Source organism: Marinobacter sp. F4218, from assembly GCF_019443085.1.
GTDB lineage: Bacteria > Pseudomonadota > Gammaproteobacteria > Pseudomonadales > Oleiphilaceae > Marinobacter > Marinobacter albus.
Genome location: NZ_JAHZIL010000004.1, coordinates 203,074 through 222,217, shown reverse-complemented (window position 1 = coordinate 222,217; position 19,144 = coordinate 203,074). Strand labels below are relative to the sequence as shown.

General features: G+C 59.4%; 14 protein-coding genes. 9 read left to right on the top strand and 5 right to left on the bottom strand.

What is annotated here, in order from left to right:
• The first annotated feature begins 1 nt into the window (after window position 1).
• Together K0B93_RS16275 and K0B93_RS16270 are read left to right on the top strand one after the other, a co-directional pair.
• Entirely contained in the window at window positions 2-3,103 is a 3,102-nt protein-coding gene (locus tag K0B93_RS16275) for an efflux RND transporter permease subunit (RefSeq protein ID WP_219868316.1), read from the top strand.
• Complete coding sequence (locus K0B93_RS16270; RefSeq protein WP_219868315.1) at window positions 3,100-3,819, top strand: pseudouridine synthase; 720 nt, start codon at window positions 3,100-3,102, stop codon at window positions 3,817-3,819. The genes K0B93_RS16275 and K0B93_RS16270 overlap by 4 nt, the downstream gene beginning before the upstream one ends.
• Here the strand turns inward: K0B93_RS16270 and K0B93_RS16265 are convergent.
• Window positions 3,804-5,684: a sensor domain-containing phosphodiesterase gene (locus K0B93_RS16265; RefSeq protein ID WP_219868314.1), complete on the bottom strand. Its 1,881-nt coding sequence runs from the start codon at window positions 5,682-5,684 to the stop codon at window positions 3,804-3,806. The two genes, K0B93_RS16270 and K0B93_RS16265, sit on opposite strands and share 16 nt — an antisense overlap.
• Before the next feature lie 284 nt (window positions 5,685-5,968).
• Here K0B93_RS16265 and K0B93_RS16260 point away from each other — a divergent pair, with 284 nt between their 5' ends.
• Entirely contained in the window at window positions 5,969-7,855 is a 1,887-nt protein-coding gene (locus K0B93_RS16260; RefSeq protein WP_324125588.1) for a sensor domain-containing diguanylate cyclase, read from the top strand.
• On the opposite strand, the gene K0B93_RS16255 is transcribed toward K0B93_RS16260, so the two are convergent.
• Complete coding sequence (locus K0B93_RS16255; RefSeq protein WP_219868313.1) at window positions 7,822-9,309, bottom strand: amidase; 1,488 nt, start codon at window positions 9,307-9,309, stop codon at window positions 7,822-7,824. The genes K0B93_RS16260 and K0B93_RS16255 overlap by 34 nt on opposite strands.
• A 180-nt stretch (window positions 9,310-9,489) precedes the next feature.
• Between K0B93_RS16255 and cls the strand changes: the two genes are divergently transcribed.
• Window positions 9,490-10,929 carry a cardiolipin synthase gene (gene cls / locus K0B93_RS16250; RefSeq protein WP_219868312.1) on the top strand — a complete coding sequence of 480 codons (1,440 nt, stop codon included), beginning with the start codon at window positions 9,490-9,492 and terminating at the stop codon, window positions 10,927-10,929.
• Window positions 10,930-11,087: 158 nt separating this feature from the next.
• Window positions 11,088-11,696: a methyltransferase family protein gene (locus K0B93_RS16245; RefSeq protein ID WP_219868311.1), complete on the top strand. Its 609-nt coding sequence runs from the start codon at window positions 11,088-11,090 to the stop codon at window positions 11,694-11,696.
• A gap of 6 nt (window positions 11,697-11,702) precedes the next feature.
• On the opposite strand, the gene djlA is transcribed toward K0B93_RS16245, so the two are convergent.
• Window positions 11,703-12,488, bottom strand: coding sequence for a co-chaperone DjlA (gene djlA, locus K0B93_RS16240; RefSeq protein ID WP_219868310.1), 786 nt, complete (start codon window positions 12,486-12,488; stop codon window positions 11,703-11,705).
• A gap of 217 nt (window positions 12,489-12,705) precedes the next feature.
• Here djlA and alkB point away from each other — a divergent pair, with 217 nt between their 5' ends.
• Window positions 12,706-13,356 carry a DNA oxidative demethylase AlkB gene (gene alkB, locus K0B93_RS16235; protein ID WP_219868309.1) on the top strand — a complete coding sequence of 217 codons (651 nt, stop codon included), beginning with the start codon at window positions 12,706-12,708 and terminating at the stop codon, window positions 13,354-13,356.
• Here the strand turns inward: alkB and K0B93_RS16230 are convergent, their stop codons facing one another.
• The gene (locus tag K0B93_RS16230) at window positions 13,357-14,637 is read right to left on the bottom strand and encodes an MgtC/SapB family protein (RefSeq protein ID WP_219868308.1); all 1,281 of its coding nucleotides are present in this window, start codon (window positions 14,635-14,637) and stop codon (window positions 13,357-13,359) included. It lies immediately after the preceding gene.
• Between the two features lie 290 nt (window positions 14,638-14,927).
• Here K0B93_RS16230 and K0B93_RS16225 point away from each other — a divergent pair, with 290 nt between their 5' ends.
• The 3 genes from K0B93_RS16225 to K0B93_RS16215 are packed head-to-tail and all read left to right on the top strand — an operon-like array spanning window position 14,928 to window position 18,339.
• A complete protein-coding gene (locus tag K0B93_RS16225; RefSeq protein WP_219868307.1) occupies window positions 14,928-16,415 on the top strand; it encodes a SulP family inorganic anion transporter in 1,488 nt (495 codons plus the stop codon).
• A gap of 2 nt (window positions 16,416-16,417) precedes the next feature.
• Window positions 16,418-17,344, top strand: coding sequence for a universal stress protein (locus tag K0B93_RS16220; RefSeq protein ID WP_219868306.1), 927 nt, complete (start codon window positions 16,418-16,420; stop codon window positions 17,342-17,344).
• 38 nt (window positions 17,345-17,382) lie between these two features.
• Complete coding sequence (locus K0B93_RS16215; protein WP_219868305.1) at window positions 17,383-18,339, top strand: hypothetical protein; 957 nt, start codon at window positions 17,383-17,385, stop codon at window positions 18,337-18,339.
• Between the two features lie 128 nt (window positions 18,340-18,467).
• On the opposite strand, the gene K0B93_RS16210 is transcribed toward K0B93_RS16215, so the two are convergent.
• Entirely contained in the window at window positions 18,468-19,142 is a 675-nt protein-coding gene (locus K0B93_RS16210; protein WP_219868304.1) for a hypothetical protein, read from the bottom strand.
• Window positions 19,143-19,144: the final 2 nt, after the last annotated feature.

Sequence of the window (19,144 nt, the reverse complement as noted above, 5' to 3'; positions counted from 1 at the left end):
AATGCGAACGCTGATCTTTGCCGCCATGGACCGCAGCCGCACCACGCTGCTGACGCTGCTGTTTCTGATTCTGGGCGGCATCGCCGCGTTCCAGACGATCCCCAAGGAAGCCAATCCGGACATCACCATCCCCATCATCTATGTGTCCATGACCCTGGACGGCATCAGTCCGGAGGATGCCGAACGCCTGTTGGTGCGTCCCATGGAGCAGGAACTCCGGTCCCTTGAGGGGGTGAAGGAAATGCGTGGCAGGGCCTCGGAGGGTTCCGCGTCGGTGATGCTGGAATTCGATGCCGGCTTCGATTCCGACAAGGCCCTGCAGGATGTCCGTGAGAAAGTGGACACTGCGCGCAGCAAGCTGCCGGAAGAGGCGGATGAACCCCGGGTCAATGAAATCAATGTGTCCCTGTTTCCGGTCCTGTCGGTTGGGCTTTCAGGCCCTTTGTCCGAGCGGGAACTGATTACCGTCGCACGGGCGCTGCAGGATGCGATCGAGGCGATCCCGGAAGTGCTGGAAGTGGAAATCGGCGGCGACCGGGAGGATCTTCTCGAGGTGGTGGTCGATCCCCAGGTGCTGGAAAGCTATGGCATCGACTTTGACCAGTTGGCCGCCCTGGTAACCCGTAATAACCAGCTGGTGGCGGCAGGCTCACTGGATACCGGCAATGGCCGCATGGCATTGAAAGTGCCGGGCGTGATTGAAACCATCGAGGATGTCATGTCCATGCCGGTCAAGGTCGACGGCGACACCGTCGTGACCTTTGGCGATGTGGCCATGTTGCAGCGCACCTTCAAGGATCCCACCGGCTTTGCCCGAATCAACGGCGAGCCCGCGCTGGTTCTGGAAGTCTCAAAGCGGACCGGCGCCAACATCATTGAAACCGTGGCCCAGGTCCGGGAGCTGGTCGAGCAGGCGCGGCCCCAGCTTCCGGACACACTGGAAGTGCGTTACATCATGGATCAGTCGGACGAGGTTCGGGACATCCTCAGTGACCTCCTGAACAACGTCCTGACGGCCATCGTGCTGGTGATCATTGTGGTGATCGCGGCCATGGGTCCCCGCTCTGCGCTGCTCGTCGGGCTGACGATCCCGGGTGCCTTCCTGACCGGCATCCTGGTGATCTGGGGGCTGGGACTGACGCTCAATATTGTGGTCCTGTTCAGTCTGATCCTGGTGGCCGGCATGCTGGTGGATGGCGCGATCGTGGTCTCGGAACTGGCGGACCGTAATCTCTCGGAAGGACAGACCGTGCGCTCCGCCTGGGCCGAGGCGGCCAGCCGGATGGCGTGGCCAATTATCGCGTCGACCGCCACCACCCTGGCGGTTTTCGTGCCGTTGCTGTTCTGGCCCGGCGTGGTCGGGGAGTTCATGAAGTTCCTGCCGCTGACGGTGATCATCTGTCTGGCGGCATCCCTGGCCATGGCGCTGGTATTTTTGCCGGTACTGGGTGGAGTCAGCGGCGGTCGCCGCGCCCGTGAGCACCATGGGGCGGGGGCGATGATGAAGCACTATCGGCGCCTGTTGTCCGCGCTACTGAAAAGGCCGGGGACGACGTTGCTGGGTGTGCTCGGCATCATCGTGGTGATCTACGCGGCGTACGCCAGGTTCAATTTCGGGGTGGAGTTCTTCCCGAGCGTGGAGCCCGATTCGGCCCAGGTCCAGGTACGGGCCCGGGGCGACCTGTCCATCCGGGAGCGGGACTCGATCGTCCGTGAGGTGGAGCAGCGGCTTCGGGGGATGCCCGAGGTCAATGCACTCTATGCACGGTCCATGATCAGTGCCGGCAACCGGATGGCGCCTGATGTCATCGGGGTGCTGCAGTTCCAGTTTACCGACTGGTACAGCCGTCGACCGGCAAGCGCCATCCTCGAGGATTTCCGGAAACGGACGGAGGATATCCCGGGGGTGCAGCTGGAATTCCGCGAGCAGGAAGGTGGGCCGGCTGAAGGCAAGCCCATCGAACTTCAGGTCAGCAGCCGCGACAGCAGCGAGTTGAATGCGTACGTGGACCAGATTGAGGACCGCATGGGCGCCATGGGCGGTTTTGTCGATATCGAGGACGACCGGAGCCTGCCCGGCATCGAATGGCGGCTGGAGGTCGATCGCGAGGCGGCGGCCCGGTTCTCGACCGACGTGCTGAGTGTGGGCAGTGCGGTCCGCCTGGTGACCAATGGACTGGTTCTGGCCACTTACCGTCCGGAAGATGTGCGGGATGAAGTGGACATCGCCGTGCGTGTGCCCAATAACTGGCGCGAACTGGATCACCTCCAGCGGCAGACCATTAACACCTCCCGTGGTCAGGTGCCGCTGTCGCAGTTTGTCGATCTGGAACCCGGCGATAAAACCAACAGCATTGTTCGCGTTGATGGCCAGCGCACGGTAACCATCAAGTCCGAGCTGGCCCCGGGCCGTCGGGTGGATGAACTGCTTAACAGCCTGCAGGCCGACATGCCGGAGCCGCCGGAAGGGGTATCGGTAAAATTCGCCGGCGAGAACGAAGACCAGCAGCAGGCCTCGAATTTTCTGGCCAGCGCCTTTCTGGTCGCGCTGGCCATGATGCTGCTGATTCTGGTGACCCAGTTCAATTCCCTGTACCAGACCTTCCTGATTCTGTCCGCGATACTCCTGTCCACCGCCGGCGTACTGCTTGGCCTGCTGCTGAATGGTCAGTCTTTTGGCATCGTCATGGTGGGGATGGGCATCATTGCGCTGGCCGGTATCGTGGTGAACAACAACATCATCCTCATCGACACTTATAACCAGATGCGCAGAGAGGGGCTTGAGGCCTTCGAGGCTGCCCTTGAGACCGGCTGCCTGCGCCTGCGGCCAGTGCTGCTGACCGCCATCACAACCATTCTGGGGCTGATGCCCATGGTGCTCGGTGTCAACGTGGATCTGCTGACGCCGTCACTGGGGCTGGGCGCTCCCTCTACCCAGTGGTGGACTCAGTTGTCCAGTGCCATCGCGGGGGGGCTGGCCTTCGCAACGATTCTGACCCTGTTGCTGACCCCGGCTCTATTGGTGCTTGGTGAGAATGCAGGCGCCCGTGTAAGGAGCGCGAGGGTTTGGATCCGTCAACGGTCGCTTCGGGACGGTTCATGAATCCTCTGGCGTTGCTGTACCGGGACGAGGCGTTGCTTGTGGTGCACAAACCTGCCGGCCTTCTGGTACATCGCAGTCCCATCGACCGGCACGAAACCGAGTTTGCCCTGCAGTATGCCCGGGCACTTAATGACGGCGACCATGTTTACCCGGTGCATAGGCTGGATCGCCCCACCTCCGGGGTGCTGGTGTTCGCCAGAGATCGGGAAGCCGCCCGTAAGCTGGGGCAGGCGATGATGTCGGGGGAGGTGAGCAAAACCTACCGGGCCATGGTCCGTGGGTGGCCCGCCGACAATGGCGTGATTGATCACCCGCTCCGGGAAGAGCCCGAGGACCGGCGCCTGAAAGGGGTGGAACAGCCGGTCAGGGAGGCCCGCACCCGCTTCCGGACGTTGGCGAGGACGGAAATTCCGGTGGCAATCGAGAGGTATGCCACCAGCCGCTATGCCCTTGTCGAGCTATATCCGGAAACCGGCCGAAAGCACCAGCTGCGCCGCCATATGAAACACATCAGTCATCCCATCATCGGTGACGCGAACCACGGTCGTGGCCGGCACAACCGGTATTTTGCAGAGCGATTCGGGGAGGGGCGGTTGATGCTGGCGGCCACGCGAATCGAGTTTGCGCACCCGGACACTGGAGCGGCCATTGCTATTCAGGCCGAACCAGAGTCCAGCTTCCAGCAGGTTTTGTCAGTTTTTCAGTGCCGCAATTGACTCGCGACGAGTCGGTCGGTCCCATAGAAGCGGCGGGTAAGCTCTCCGATGGGAAGTGGCATGCTGTAGCGAAACCCCTGGAGGTAATCGCAATGGTTTTCGAACAGCCAGCGTTCGTGGGCCTGTGTCTCCACCCCCTCGGCAACGATGGAGAGCCCCAGTCCCCGGGCCAGGCCTATCGTCGAGAGGGTGATGGCCCGGTCGTTGTCATCGTCCGGTAAGTGCTTGATAAAAGAACGATCAATTTTAATTCGTGAAAACGGAAGACTCTTGAGCCGGGCCAGGGAAGAGTAACCGGTACCGAAGTCATCAATCGCCAGCATGGCACCGGAATCAACAAGATCCTCCAGGACCCTGCTCAATACCCGCAGTTCACCCTGAAGGGCGTCCTCGGTCACTTCGAACTGCAGCGCGCTGACGGGCATCGAGTGACTGCCGCATACGTCGCGTATGAGACTCGGTAAGTTGGTCACCATGACCTGTTCCGGAGCAAGGTTGACCGAGATCGTGGCCAGATTGATACCTTTGGCCCGGCATGCGCGCCAGTCGTCACAGACCCTCTCTATGACGCATTCACCGAGGCGAAACATCAGGCCGGCACTGCGGGCCACATCAAGAAACTCGATGGGGGAAAGCCAGCCCCGGTCAGGGTGGTTCCATCGGACCAGCGCTTCTGCGCTCTCGATCCGGGTTCCCGTGCTGTCCATAATCGGTTGATAGAAAACGTCGAGGCCACCATTTTCCATCGCCAGCTTCAATTCACTTTCGACAGCGAACCGGGAACGGGCTGTCATCTGAATTTCCGAATCGTACTGGGTGGACTGGCCCCGGCCCCGGTACTTGGTGTGATACATCGCCGCTTCGGCACTGCGCAGCAGTTCTTCCCCGCCTTCACAGTCGCCGGGGTAGTGACTGATCCCGAGGCTCGCGGTGATGGTGAGGTCCTGTCCATCGACGCGAATGGGTGACCGGATTCGTTGCTGGATGAGCTCGGCTGCGCTGTCCAACAGCGCGGGCAGGGTCTTGTTCCGAATAACCACGGCAAACTCATCCCCGCCTATCCGGGCCAGGTAATCCTTGCCCGTGAGCTGCAGGTCGTTGAGCCGGCGACCGATTTCTGCGATCACCTGGTCGCCTGCCTGGGGCCCGAGGCCATCATTGATGATTTTGAGCCGATCGATATCAATCCAGATCAGTGCCAGCGCGCCGCGACCCCGTTTTTTGACCTTCTTGATCAGGTGGTTGATCCGGGCTTTGAGCGAGTCCATGTTGGCGAGCCCTGTCAGGGAGTCAAATCGGGTGACATAGTCCAGTGCCTGCTTGGACCGGATCCAGGCTTCGTGGGTATTCATCAGGCTCACTGTGTCCGCCACGGCCACCGCCAATGAGATGTCGGGAGGGCTCCAGAGCCTGTTTTGCCGGGATTCCAGGCAGATCACACCGCTCATCCGTGCGCCGTCGAAAACGGGGGCATCGAGCATGGCGTTGATGTTGTGAATGCTAAGGTAGTTACGTGCAAATGAACGGGTTCTCGGATCCTCCTGGGCATTTTCCACGGCAACCACCCGCTCGGAACCGATGGTCGTAAAGTAGGCAGGATGTTCGGACTGATACAGGCTGAGAGGCCCGCCGGAATTGCTTCTGTCGCATGGCGCGGCGGAAGCATCATAGAGCCATTCGCAGTTGATGCGATCGCCCTTGGGCGGGAATGACCACACACTCACGCGTTCCACATTGAGGCGCCGGGCGCAGAGCTCGGTCAGGGCTGCCAGTTTTTGATGTCTTGGCTGCTCGATAAAGTCGGCATCGTGGCTGAGTTCCATTAATGCCTTGTGGTGGGTAACCAGTATCTCACTGTCACGCATGGTGGAGTTAAGTTCTTCTGGTGTTGCGCGATTGAATCAACAACCACAGGTAGGCGCCTTGGCGCGTCACGAAGCCCTAATCAGTAACTGAAATATGACAGGCTAGTCAGGGACTGTCTACTTGCGACGGGCGGTGGGTTGAACAAGGTTCGAGCGGGGTTTTGTATCCGTTTTATGTCGATTTGCGTCGATTGGTAGCGAGAAGGGGCTAACTCTGCCCGTTTAGCCCATAATCGCTCGGGCGACAATAACAAAATGTAATCTGTGGTTCATTGAGGCCCATTGTGCAAAGATTCATCGGCTTGCTGTGTTTTTTTCTGCTTGCCTCGCCATCTGTCGGAGTTTCCGCTCAGGATACAGCTACGTGGGAAACGGGCTCCACTCGCGTTGAACTGTCAAGGTTCGTCGATTACTGGCAAGAGCCGGCCACGCCTGTGGGCATTGAGACAGTGACGGCGCTTGACGAGGCAGACTGGACCCGAAATGGCAGTGACAGCATCAGTCTTGGTTACGCGAAGGACATCTACTGGTTCCGGGTGACGCTCAATAACGCGGCGCGCCAGCAGATCCAGACCTTTCTGGAGATCGGATACCCCGTGCTTGACCGGATCGAGATCTACATCGATCCCATGACCTCCGGCGTTGAACCTCTGGTTCTTGGCGACAAACAACCCTTTTCCGATCGGCCAATTGACCACCGCAACTTCGTCGTGCCCCTGGACCTGGCCGCCGGTGAGCAGACCCGCGTATTCCTGAGGGTGAAAACCACCAGCTCCATGCAGGTCCCCCTGATCTGGTGGGATCGGGACAGTTTTTACTCGGCGGAGCAGTCCCGGACCATGTTTGAAGGGATCTACTACGGCATTGTGCTGGTGATGGTCCTGTACAACCTGTTCGTGTTCATGGCGGTTGGCGAACGGAGCTTCCTGCACTACGTGGGCTACATCACTGCGATGCCCCTGTTTCTGGCCAGTCTTCATGGTGTTGCCTTCCAGTACCTGTGGCCCGAATCAACGTGGTGGAATGACCAGTCCATCATTGTGTTTCTGAACCTGGCCGTGCTGTTCGGTGGTACGTTCAGCATTCGTTTTATCAACGTTACCCGCGAAAACCATCCGCGTTTCAACCGATGGACCGTTGCGGTGATTACGGCTGCAGGTGCTCTGGCCGTGTGTGGTTTGCTGCTGCCGTACAGGCTCCTGATTCTTCCCACCATTCTGGTTGCCTTCGTGGGCTGCACGACCATGCTGATACTCAGCATTATCCGATGGTATCGACGAGACCCGGCTGCCCGTTATTACACCCTTGCCTGGGTGTCCATGCTCTTTGGCGGCATCGTACTGGCCCTGAGCAAATTCACGGTGTTGCCCCGCAACCTGCTGACTGAGAATGCCACTCAGGTTGGCTCGGCACTGGGCGTGATTCTGTTGTCCATTGCGCTGGCGGACCGCCTGGACAGGGAAAAGAAACGCGCCTTCCAGGCCCAGCAACGGCTGCTCAGGGAGGAGCGCAAGGCGCGAATGGCGCAGGAGAAGTCGCTCCAGGTGCAGCGCGAAGCCAACACACTCCTGGAGGAGCGGGTGCATGCGCGAACCCGGGATCTTGAGAGCCTCAACGAGCAGTTGCTGGAGCTCAGTGCCACCGACGCATTGACCGGCCTGAAAAATCGTGGCTATTTTGACCGGACCTTTCAGTCCGCCGTCGTGCGGGCTTTTCGTTACCAGGAACAGTTGTCGCTACTGGTTCTGGATATCGATCACTTCAAGAAATTCAACGACACCTACGGCCATCTGGTCGGGGATGATTGCCTGAAGATGGTGGCCCAATGCGTTCGTCAGCATGTGACGCGTCCCCAGGATCTCGCCGCGCGCTATGGTGGCGAGGAATTTGTTGTTCTGCTGCCGGACACCCCCGTCGACGGTGCCATCCGGGTGGCGGAGCGTATCCGTGCCGAAATCGAGGGCTCGGCGTTCCGGGTCTCTGGTGAGGTGTTGCACCTTACGGTCAGTGCCGGAGTCTGCAGCGTCTCGCCCCTGAAAGCCGATGCAACCAAAGATATTTTCAATTGGGCAGACGAAGCTCTCTATGAGGCCAAGGGCCAGGGCCGGAATCGGGTCGTGGCTCGTAAGGCCGACGGTCAGAGGATGGTTCCGGCAGTCACCGGGGCCTGAGTGCCCGCACCCGCCTGATGGAGCGCCGGCCACGGCGCCTCCGCTTCCAGTGTATAGGCGATGTCGAGCAGGGTTCGCTCGCCTCCATGCCGGCCCATGAACTGGACGGAAATGGGCAGATTGTCCCGGCTCATCCCCATGGGCAGGGATATGGCGGGTGCGCCCGTTGCGTTGGCCAGCGGCGTAAAACCGACGTAACGGGTCAGGCGCTCGAACAGGGTGGCAAAGGGCACATTCGGACTGAGATGCCCAATCGGTGGCGTTGTGTGGCCCAGGACCGGTGTCAGGACTGCATCGAACCTGGTCATTGCCCGGGCGTAGTGTTGGTGGGAGCGATGCAGGCGCCAGAGTGCCGCCGGAAACCGGTAGAACTGCTGCCGGAATTTACTCGCCAGACCGTTGGTCAGCCCATCAACCTGCTGTTTATCAAAGCCGGGATTTATAAGCTTTCGGCCGTTTGCCTTCACGCCAAACGCGAGGAATGCCCAGTAGAGGGCAAAATCCTCCGGAAAAGAGGCCGCAACCGGTACTTCCATCGGCACAATCCGGTGCCCGAGTTTTTCCAGTTTTCGGGCCGTGTTTTCCACGGTGCGGCGGGTGTCATCGTCGGTTGCATGCCCGTTAATGGAATCCAGAACCAGACCGATGGTCAGGGCCTTGCCGGATGGTCCCTCATTGCTGCCGAGGGCCGGGAGGGAGGACCGGTGGAAATACCGCTCGGCCTGTTCCATGAAATGGGCGGTATCCCGGACCGAGCGACTGACAATACTGTCCACGAGGATGTTGACCGGTAGCGTTCGCGCGGCGTCATTGTCGATCAGGCGCCCCCGGCTTGGCTTCAGGCCAACCAGCCCACAGCAGGCTGCTGGAATTCGAATCGATCCTCCGCCGTCATTGGCGTGTGCTACGGGCACCACACCGGCCGCCACCAGCGCTGCGGAGCCGCCGGACGATGCGCCAGTGGAGTAATCCAGATTCCAGGGATTCCGTGACGGTGGCTGGTGCGCAGGTTCGGTGGTCGCATTAAATCCGAACTCGGGCAGGGCGCTCTTGCCCAGACAGACGAAGCCCTGGTCGAGCAGTTGCAGGGCGAATGGGCTGGTTGTTGCTGCGGCTGATTCAGGCACCGCTTTGGAGCCGTGCCGTGTGGCCAGTCCCTCGATATCAGTATTGTCCTTGATCACCGTTGGCACGCCGGAGAAAAAACCGGATTCCGTGCCCGCTTGCCGCCGGTCCAGGCGCCGCGCGGTTTCCATCGCCCCCTCAAAGTTGTCCGCGACCAGCCCTCCGATGAGGGGCTCCACACTTCGGGCCCGCGCGATGGCAGCGTCCGCCAGTTCCTCGGCCGACACGTCACCTCGCTTCACCCGCTGGGCCAGTTCCGTCGCGTCGGCCACGCCGAGGGCGTCGTTGGTATAGGCGTGCACGGATTGGGGGCCTGAATTCGACGGCATGGCTGGAAACTTCCTAGTTTTATACGTTTACTGACTGTACTGCATTCAAATATGTGGCGACATGTCATTTGAGGAAAGTGTGAGGACGACGGTTCAGTCGGACAACAGCGCCATGGATTGGGTCCTCCAATCCGCAGGGAAAGAGATCTGGATTGTTCAATTTCCATCGGGAGCGGAAACATGTCGGCGATCCTGGGTTTTGTCGCATTTGTGCTTGTCCAACTGCTGTTTATCGCCCGGGTGCTCCTGAGGCCGCACCGGCAACCGGCTTCCCGGATTGCCTGGATCGTTGTGATTGCGGCCGTACCAATCGCCGGTATGGCGATGTATGTGTTGATCGGTGAAACCAGTATCGGACGGGGTCGCCGTAATCGTGTTCGAAGGGTGACTGAGTATTTGCCTGCGCCGGGCTCGATAGCGTCAACAGGGACCGTGGAAGCGACGCCCGCGATACCGGATCGTTACACGTCGCTATTTCGACTCGGTGAAACCATTAACGGCTTCAAGCCTCTTGCAGGCAACCGTGCCTACCTGCTGCGAAATTCCAACGCCACGATCTCTTCAATCGTCGAGGACATAGATGTTGCCAGGGCCCATGTCCACCTGAGCTTCTATATCTGGCTCTGTGACAATAATGGCCTCAGAGTCGTAGAGGCCCTCAGACGGGCCGCTTCGCGCGGTATCGACTGCAGGGCAATGGTCGATGGGTTGGGTTCCCGCCAACTAATCAACTCGAAACACTGGCGAGCAATGCGGGAAAGCGGCGTTAAGCTGGGCGTCTCTTTTCCGGTCGGCAATCTGTTATTGCAGCCCTTGCGAGGGCGTATTGATCTGCGAAACCACCGGAAAATCGTCGTAATCGATAACTGGATTACCTATTGCGGCAGCCAGAACTGTGCAGATCCTGAGTTCCTCGTAAAGCGCAAGTACGCGCCGTGGGTCGACGCCGTAATACGGTTCGAGGGCCCTGTTGCCCTGCAGAACCAGCATGTTTTTGCCAGTGACTGGATGGCTTGCGTGGATGAAGACATCAGTGATGTGGTGGAGAAGGAGGTGGAGTCGTTCATGCCGGGGTTCTTTGCCCAGGTTATTGCGACAGGGCCCACGGTGCGCCCCTCTGCAGCCCCTGAAATGTTCGAGGCGCTGATGTATTCAGCGCGAGACAGGCTCACCATCACGACGCCGTACTATGTGCCCAATGAATCCCTTCAAGCAGCGCTGTGTGCAGCGGCCAACCGGGGGGTTGATACTACGATTATCTTCCCCGCCCGGAATGATTCATTTGTTGTGGCCGCCGCGAGTCGAAGTTACTACCGGGAATTGCTCAAGGCCGGGGTAAAGATCCATGAGTTTGTCGGCGGACTCTTGCATTCCAAGTCCGTGACCGTGGACGACAACATAACGCTGATCGGCTCCTCCAACATTGACCGCAGGAGTTTCGAGCTTAATTTCGAGAACAATATACTGTGTATTGATCCTGAGCTGACTGCAGACATGTTTGCCCGCCAAATGGAATACGTTGCCAGCTCCAATCCTGTTTCTTTCGACGATGTGAATAATTGGGGGTGGCGTCGACGCCTCTGGAATAACGCCGTTGCAATGGTGGGGCCGCTGTTATGACCGGTTTTCCTGAGAGGAGGTTAGACCCCAGGGGCACTTTTTTGTGTTATTCCATGTGATTGGTCAGTTGGTTATTGCAGCGGCTTCCGATTAACACGCTTTTCACAGACCTTTTCAGGTAATAAGCTTGCGGTGTGAATCTTTACTAAGCGAGCCCGATGGAATTCATTGAACCTCTTGTGCGCCATTTTCTCGGCATCTTTTTCCTGATGATCGGCCTGCAGTTTGCGAGTCGGGCTCTGGGCCTTTATCAGCGCATGCGTTTTTCCCACATTAATTACGGAGAGCGCGGATCCGCTCCCTGGTGGCACCGGCAAATTTTCAACGTGTTCCGTGCGCTGATTCTTTCGGTGTGCGTGGTTCGGGTGTTTGCGGACATCGACGGTTGGCTGGGGGTGTTCGGCGCGTTGTATCAGTGGCCGGTACTGTTGCTGGGAATGCTGCTTCTGCTGGTTTCCTTCACCTCTGTGAACTATCTCCAGGCGTACATGCATGAGGACTGGCGTTCCGGCATTGATCACCGCGAGGATCATCCCAAGCTGCTGACCAGCGGCCCGTTTGCCCGGTCCCGAAACCCGCTGTTCATCAGCGTAATGACCGGCCAGTTCGGATTTTTCCTGGCACTGCCGAGTGTCTTTTCGCTGGTCTGCCTGATTGCCGGGGTGCTGGTGATCACCCGCCAGGCGCGAGAAGAGGAGAAGGCCCTGTCGAGCACATACGGCGCGCCCTACGATGAGTATCGGGCGCGCGTGCCACGATGGTTCTAGCCGGGATTATCCTGCCTTCTTGCGGGCGTCCTTGATCACGTCGTACGCGTGGCTGATTTCCCGCGTCCGCTCCTCTGCCATTTCCCGCATGCTTTCGGGTAAGCCCTTGCCGGCGAGCTTGTCGGGATGGTTCTCGCTCATCAGCTTGCGATAGGTCTTTTTCAGTTCGTCGTCGCTGGCGGAGGGTGAAACCCCAAGAACCTTGTAGGCATCGTCAATCTGTTGGCTGGAAGAACGCTGGCCGGCACCGGCACCAGCCTGTCCGCTGTGAGCCCCGCGCAGCATGGCCTCCAGTTGATCCACCTGACTCTCTGGCAGGCCCAGGCCACGGGCTATACGCACGAGCATGGCGTGTTCTGCGGGATGGATGACACCATCTGCTGCTACGGCCGAAACCTGTACCTGCAGGAACATCTGGAGAAACGCGGGCTGGCGTCCGGTCATCTGCAGGAAACGGGCAAGCTCTGCGTCGAGATCAAAGTCCGGTGCCTTGCCACGGTTGAAGGCAGCCTTGGCTTTGGCCTTCTGGGTTTCGTTCAGACGAAAACGCACAAACATGGCTTCTGCGACCTGGATTTCATCCTGAGACACCACGCCATCGGCCTTGCACAGTGCGCCCATAACGGCAAAAACCGACTCAACAAAGCCGGATTGAATGTTGTGGAGCTTGCCAATCAGACGGCTTTTGAGGCGGTTAAAGATAAAGGCACCGATGGCAGCACCCACCAGGAATCCGGGAAACTTGCCAAACGCATAGCCAATCAAACCACCAAAAATCAGAGCCAAGAGCATCAATAGGTCCTTAATCCGAAAGGGAACAGTCCATAGAATATACGGGTTTTTTAATTCGGGTTCATGAACAGGCTTTCATTCGTCGCGCTCATTCGATGTCACTGCACGGGTGATCCTCACCGGTGTAGAGTGGCGTATGGCCGGAGGAAGCCTGCGAATTCCTTGCAACCATGACCGGTACAGCGGCGCTGTTTTCGACTGAATGGAGTAGCCACCGATGATTGCGGACCTTTTTGACGATCTGCCTGGCGAGCCCAGGTCTGAGGCCATTGTTGATGGCGCAGTGGTGCTGCGCCAGTTCGCGAGAGAAAAAGCGGAGGCTTTGCTGGCGGCAATCGATCGGGTCACGGCGTCTGCCCCCCTGAGGCACATGCAGACGCCCGGTGGCCACACCATGTCGGTGGCCATGAGCTGCTGTGGCGACCAGGGCTGGGTGACGGATACCCGGGGGTATCGCTATCAGCCCACCGATCCCCTTACTGGCGCGCCGTGGCCGTCGATGCCCGGGGTCTTTGAACGGCTGGCCCGGGACGCTGCGGAGGCCGCCGGCTACAGGGATTTCTGCCCCGATGCCTGCCTGATCAACCGCTATGAGCCGGGGGCTAAAATGGGGCTGCATCAGGACAAGGACGAGACCGATTTTGAGCAGCCGATCGTGTCAGTGTCCCTGGGGCTGCCCCAGGTATTCCAGTTTGGCGGGCTGAAACGAAACGAGCGCCCGGTCAATATCCCACTGGCCCATGGCGATGTGGTGGTCTGGGGTGGCCCGTCGCGATTGCGCTATCACGGTGTCCTGCGCCTGAAAACCGGCAGCCACCCATTGACCGGTGCCTGCCGTTACAATCTCACCTTCCGTCGCGCCTGCTGACTACTGGAACCAGGCAACGGCAAGCCCCGCGACCAGCGACAGTACCATCGGAACGCCCACCAACATGCCCGCCTGCCGAGTACCAATGGCCAGAGCCATGCCCGCTTTGACCAAATTGTTGGTGGCTGCGGCGATGACGATGCCGACGACGGCGACGTTCATGTCCAGGTTGGTCGTCGACATCCGCGTAAGGGAAAGCGTGATCGCATCAACGTCAGCAATGCCCGAGCTGGCGGCGAGCATGTAAATACCAGCATTGCCCAGCCAACCGGTCAGAAATTCACCCAGCAGCAGGATGGCCATGAGCAGCAGGCCGAACAGAAGGGCTGAGGTCAGGTCCAGGGGGTTCTGGTTCAGGGGCGGCTGGTTAACTTCCGGTCGATCCGAGTTTCGCCGCCAGATCAGCAACGCCGGGCCATAGAGCAGGGCAGTCATAGTGACGACCGGCCAGATCAGGGTGGGGAGCAATTCCCGGTTGATGACAAAACAGTACACGAGGATTCGCGGAAACATGGTGCCGCAGGCGATGAGAATTCCGGTTGCAAACTGGGCGCTGAGCTGCGGCAATTGCGCGGATTGCCGGGCAAAGTGGAGTGTCAGGGCGGTAGAGGAGCTCAACCCCGCAAACACCCCGGTAAACAGGATGCCTCGTCGGGTGCCCGCCACCCGGATGGCAAAGTAGCCGACAAAGGAGATGGACGCGATCATCACCACCATCCACCAGATTTCCCGCGGATTGAGGACTCCGCCCGGCCCCATTTCCTGATTGGGCAGCAACGGCAGCATCACCACCGAGATCAGCAGGAGCTTGAGAGCCGCGTCAAGTTCGTGGTCCTTGAGCTTGTAGACCCAGCCGTGAATGTCTTCCTTGTTATCCAGGATGATGGCCGTAACAACGGCCGCAGCCGTCGCCATAACCGGATCCACTGCTACGGCCACCGCACCGAAGCAGAAGGTCAGCACCATGCCCACCATCCCGGTGATGCTGAAATTACGGATGTGGGCCAGGCGTTCGCTGTACCCCACCAGACCCATGGCAACCACGCTGATCAGCAGCACCGGGAAGGCCCAGGGCGTAATGGCATCGGCAAGCACGGCTGAAAGCCCGCCCAGAAGCCCCACCAGTGCAAAGGTCCGGATGCCCGCGATGCGCTCGCCGGATTTCTGGTCGCGGGCGTCCCAGCCCCGTTCCAGGCCTATGATGGCCCCGAGTAAAAGCGCAACGGCAAGATGGAGTGTGGTCTGATTGCTCGAGATGAACTGGGCGGCGACATCATCCATGGGTGACGGGAGTTCCCTAAGTCTGTGTAAGTCTCGGTAAATTGTAGCTCGGCAAAGGCGCCGCAGGAAATTCAGCGGGCATCCCTTACCTTACTTGTGGGGGGCGAATCTGGTAAGCTTCGCGGCCCTTGTTTGCAACCCTTTTGATGAAAGCTCGCCGGAACCCTGTGAAGACCAGTCCACCGTAGCGCCAGCCCCCGTTTTTCTCTCTTACAGTCGGGATTTTTCGCGATCACCCCGGGTGACGGTCCAATAGCTTTGTCCCTGTTTTACCAATAACGGAACTGAACATGGTTAATACCCTGAAAAACCAATGGTTATCCAACATCCGCGGGGATCTTCTCGCCGGTATCGTGGTGGCGCTGGCATTGATTCCGGAGGCCATCGCCTTCTCGATCATCGCCGGGGTAGACCCCAAGGTGGGACTGTACGCGTCCTTCTGTATTGCCGTCATCATTGCCTTTGTGGGCGGTCGTCCGGGCATGATCTCGGCGGCGACCGCGGCCATGGCAGTGCTTATGGTGACGCTGGTTAAAGAGCACGGGCTGCAGTACCTGCTGGCGGCAACGCTGCTGACCGGTGTGATTCAGCTCATTGCGGGATACCTGAAACTGGGCAGCCTGATGCGGTTCGTGTCCCGTTCTGTGGTCACCGGTTTCGTGAACGCGCTGGCGATCCTGATTTTCATGGCCCAGTTGCCCGAACTGACCAACGTTACCTGGCACGTCTACGCCATGACCGCCGCGGGCCTTGGCATCATCTACCTGTTCCCGTTGATTCCAGTGGTCGGCAGGATCCTGCCCTCGCCGCTGGTGTGCATTGTCGTACTGACCGTAGTCGCTGTTGCTCTCGGGCTGGATATCCGGACGGTCGGCGATATGGGTGAACTGCCTGATACGCTGCCGATTTTCCTCTGGCCGGATGTGCCGCTCAATCTCGAAACCCTGATGATCATCCTGCCGTACTCGCTGCCGCTGGCCGTGGTTGGCCTGCTGGAATCGATGATGACGGCAACCATCGTCGACGACCTGACCGATACCGAAAGCGATCGTAACCGCGAGTGCAAGGGCCAGGGTATTGCCAACATCGGCTCCGGCCTGATCGGCGGTATGGCCGGTTGCGCCATGATTGGTCAGTCCATCATCAACGTGAAATCCGGTGGTCGGACCCGGCTGTCGACACTGACCGCCGGTGTATTCCTGCTGATCATGGTGCTGGTTCTCGACAGCCTGCTGGTGCAGATTCCCATGGCCGCCCTGGTGGCGGTGATGATCATGGTGTCGATCGGTACTTTCTCCTGGGAGTCGATTCGCAACCTCAAGGATCACCCACTGTCCACGAACATCGTCATGCTGGTGACGGTGATCGTTGTGGTTGCTACCCACAATCTGGCCTTTGGCGTGCTGGCCGGTGTGTTGCTGGCGGCGCTGTTCTTTGCCAACAAGATCGGCCACTACATGATGGTCAGCTCGGATCTGGATGAGCAGACGGACACGCGCACCTACACGGTTGTAGGCCAGGTGTTCTTCAGTTCCTCGGAAAAACTCCTACAGGCCTTTGATTTCAAGGAAGCAGTCGATAATGTAGTGATTGATCTGAGCCGGGCCCATTTCTGGGACATCACTGCGGTTGGCGCACTGGACAAGGCGGTGATCAAGTTCCGCCGTGAAGGTGCGGATGTGGAAGTGATCGGTCTGAACGAGGCCAGCGCCACCATCGTTGACCGGTTCGGTGTTCACGACAAGCCGGAAGCCGTTGACCAGCTGATGGGACACTGACCATGACGCAGACCAAGGAATCCGGTGACGATCGCCGTCAGAATAACAACCACAACGATCAGCAAGGCGAGGTTGAGATGTTACGAGTAGTGGCCTGTATTGATGGTTCCCGCGCCGCACCGGCGGTGTGTGATTATGCCAGCTGGGCGAGCCAGCACATGCAAACCCCGGTGACTCTGCTGCACGTTCTGGACGAAGAACGGTATCCGGCCGAACCCGACCTGGCCGGAAGCATTGGCCTGGGAAGCCGCGAGCAGCTGCTGGACGAGCTGGCCGAGCTGGACCGCAAACGCTCCAAGCTTGCTCTGGAGCATGGCCACCACATGCTGGACGAAGCCGAGCGCAGAGTGAGAGCGTCGGGTGTGGAAGACATCGCCAAACGCCAGCGCCACGGCGATCTGACCGAGTCACTGCTGGCGCTTGAGAACCAGACCCGCCTTCTGGTCATGGGGCTGCACGGAGAAAGCAGCTCTGATCGGGATATACACATCGGCAGTCAGCTTGAGACCGTCATTCGCAGCATGCACCGGCCGATTCTGCTGGTGCCGGACGAATTCAAGGCCCCCCAAAGTGCGATGCTGGCGTTCGACGGCAGCGCCACCGCCTTCAAGGGCGTGGAGCTGCTGGCCGGAAGCCCGGTTCTGAAGGGCATGCCGCTGCACCTGGTGATGATCGGCGCGGACACCAACGACCGCTGGGAGCAGCTGAAAAAGGCGGAGAAGATGCTGGCCGGGCTGGAGTCCGACATCACTCTCGCCATCCGGGCGGGCGATGTGGAACCTGCATTGCACGCCTATCAGGAAGAGCACGACATCGATATTCTGGTCATGGGCGCTTATGGTCATTCCCGAATTCGCCAGTTCCTGGTGGGTAGTACCACCACGACCATGCTGAAGACGGCCGAAAAGCCGCTGGTGATCCTGCGCTAATCAGGATCTGTGACGGAACGGGTTCAGGAGTGCGCGGATTGGCTACCTTGCTCAATGGTCTGAGCCGGCGATGCCCGGCCATTGTCATGCTGATTCTGGTCCTGGCATTGGCCGGCTGCCAATCCATTTCACCACCTCAACCACAGGTCCCTTCGGGCCGGGCGGAGACGGACAAGCAAGCGGTTGATCCGGCCTACTCAAATCATTTGGATCGGATCGATCGGGCGCTGTCTGAACTGAACGCCCAGGCCTTGCCAGCTGACGAAGACGGCTTCGTCCGCTGGTCCGAAAAACTGCGCACCGTTGGTCAGGATTTTCTGACGCTGATCCAGTCAGGCCCGGCCACCGCGCCCGAGTACAGGCTTTGGGGCGACTTTTTCAACCGGCTGTCAGACACCGTGGAAACGGTGGTTGCCGGTGATGCCAACCTCTCAGAAGCTGAACAGCTCTACGAGCTGGCCGCCCGGCTGTACCCCCTGTTTCTCGAACGCTCCCACCTGCCAGAACGGCCTTTCACCGCCGTCGATGGCGAGACCAGCGCCTATTACGCGGGCAATTACTTCCTGTGCACCATGCCCGAGATGATCGCCGACAGTTACGGCCGCCGCGGTGCAAGGCGGATGGACCAACATCTGGTGCAGGCGATGGAAAGGTACCTGGAAGGCCCGTGTGAGCCGGACCTCATGTTTTCGGCGGCGGAAATGCTCTACGACTACGCCCTGGTTTCAGGGGCAGAGCTTCCCATCTACCGTGAGCGGATCGAACAGGCCGATCCAGCCCAATCGACCCCCTGGCTGATCTTGCTGGATAACCTCTCGCTGGGGGATAACCGGGCACAAGCGCTGGCAAACCTGGATCGGGCTCTGGCAGATGCGCGCACAAATCTGGACGACGGTGACGAGGTCAGCGTGGAGTTCGCGAGCGAGGTGGAGCGCCAGCGAACCCTGCTGATCGACGGGCAGGGGATGCTCAGGGCACTTCGGTATTGGCCGTAGGCTCTCCTTACCCCGAGCAGCCGTTAGAACAGCGGCCCCCTTTTCAGACAAGGTGCGGCTTCAAGCCGCACCGTTTCAACATCCGGTGAATTCGGTGCGTGGGGATTTTGGTCAGTGCGTAAATCCCGTTACAGAACCTTTTGCAGTTGACCGTAATCACCCCCGGTACGAAGCACGAGCGTGATGTCGTTGTCATTCCGGTTTCGGAAGAACCAGCCATGCTTTCCGGTGAAAGCCGCTTCCAGCTCACCTTCATCTTGTGGCACGCCTCGCCCCTTCTCGTACGAGATGGACTGGCCACCGCCATTGCCGTGGGTGTCGTAGTTGATGGGGCCGCCCTCGGAAACCCAGGAAAAACGTGCGACAGCACCTTGGTCCATGGTGAGCTTGAATTCGGTGCCTTCACCTGGTGTGAGAACCACGCGTACCTCATCCTGCCATTGTGGTTGGGCGGGTTCTGCGGCAGGTGCTTCCTCAACGGGTGCAGGTTCAGGCTCAGGAGTGCTCGCTGTCTCGGCGACGGGCTCGGTAACTTCGGGTGCCTCCTGGTCGGGCGACGACTTCACGGCAACCATCTGAGCGGTCTCGTCAGCCGCGGCTTCGTCGGCAAGCTGCTCTTTGATTTCACCCATCTCAGTCAGTCCCAGAAGTCGGCCGGCGCCGGTCGGATCCAGGGCGTACTCCGCAGGCATAACCACAGTAACCAGAAGCACCAGCGCCACGATGGCAGCTATGATCGTTGAGCGAATCAGTTTGCCGGTGCTGGGCAATTCTTCACGGCTCGGCATATCGGTGTTGTACATCA